The organism is Rhodosalinus sediminis (assembly GCF_003385555.1).
GTDB lineage: Bacteria > Pseudomonadota > Alphaproteobacteria > Rhodobacterales > Rhodobacteraceae > Rhodosalinus > Rhodosalinus sediminis.
Window position 1 is genome coordinate 1 of record NZ_QOHR01000070.1, and the last position, 1,295, is coordinate 1,295.

The following is a 1,295-nucleotide window of genomic DNA, read 5'->3' on the forward strand; positions in this document are numbered from 1 at the left end:
CCGCGCCGCCGGGTGCCGCGCGCCGGATCGGGCGCCGGCGCGATCGACCCGGGCGCGGGCCACGCCCCGGCCCGGCGGGGCCGCGCGGGCGCTAGGGGCGGGCAACTGTCGTGCCATGAGCGCACGGTCCCGGCCCGCGGTGTCCCGATTGTCCGCCATCGCCGTCCCCTCCTGCGGCCGTCCCTCCGTCATGCGCCCGTGTCGGGTGTGGCCTCGAGGCGCAGCATGCGCCCGCCGAGGTCGCGGAAGGCGCGCTGGCGGCAGGTCAGCACGAGGATCTGCAGGTCGCCGGCCTGCCGGTGGAGCGCGTCGAACATGCGCTCGATCCGGTCGTCGTCGGTGAAGACCAGCGCATCGTCGAGGATCACCGGCGCGTGGCGTCCGTCCTTCGCCAGCATCCGCGCGAAGGCGAGCCGCACGAGCAGCGCCACCTGTTCCTGCGTCCCGCCCGAGAGGATGTCGATCGGCTCCTCCTGCCCGTCGCGGATGAGCGCGCGCGGCAGCAGCGTCTCGTCGCCCCAGTCGAGCTCCGCCTCGGGCCAGAGGAGCCCCAGCAGCGGGCGCAGCTCGGCCGCCACCGGCTCGAAATAGCGCTCGCGCGCCTCGGCGCGGGCGGCCTCCAGCGCCTCGCCGAGCCGCGTCAGCGTGGCCACNTGGCCACCTCGCGCTCGATCCGCGCGAGATCGGCCTCCGCCGCGGCGCGCGTCTCCCGGGTCTCCGTGAGGCGCTCCTCCACCGCGTCGCCCGCGCCTTGCGCGATGCGCTCGTCGAGCGCGGCGATCGCGGGGCGCAGTTCCGCGATGCGGGTCGCGGCCTGATCGACGACCGCGCGCGCGCGGGTGAGCGCGGCCTCCGCGGCGGCGAGGTCGGGGGCGGCGCGCTCGGCCTCGCGCAGGGTGGTCTCGGCGGCCGCGCGCGCCGCGCGGGCCGTCTCGAGCGCCGCGGCGAGCGCGGCGTCGTCCGTCGTGTCCTGCCGCTCGAGGTCCCGGGCGGCGCGGGCGAGACGGGCCTCCGCCGCCTCGGCCGTCGCCTCGGCGCGGGCGGCCTTGGTGCGCGCCTCCGCGGCGCTTCGGTCGGCTTCGCTGCGCCGGCTTTCCGCGCCCGCGCGGGCGCTGCGTGCCGCGGCGAGCGCGCGCTCCGTGGTGCAGGGATCGACGGGCTCCGCCGCGTCGTCCGCGTCCGGGTCGTCGGGAATGGCGGCGAGCGCGGCGCGCAGCGCCTCGAGCCCCTCTGGCGCGGCGGTCTCGAGCCGCGCGCGGGCCTCCCCGGCGCGGCGCTCCGCCTCCGCGCGGGCC

The 1,295-nt window shown here is 79.4% G+C and carries 1 protein-coding gene; it reads right to left on the minus strand.

Annotation, left to right across the window (positions count from 1 at the left end; all coding sequences use genetic code 11):
* Window positions 1-188: 188 nt before the first annotated feature.
* The gene (locus DRV84_RS15100; RefSeq protein WP_115982143.1) at window positions 189-653 is read right to left on the minus strand and encodes an ATP-binding protein; all 465 of its coding nucleotides are present in this window, start codon (window positions 651-653) and stop codon (window positions 189-191) included.
* Window positions 654-1,295: the final 642 nt, after the last annotated feature.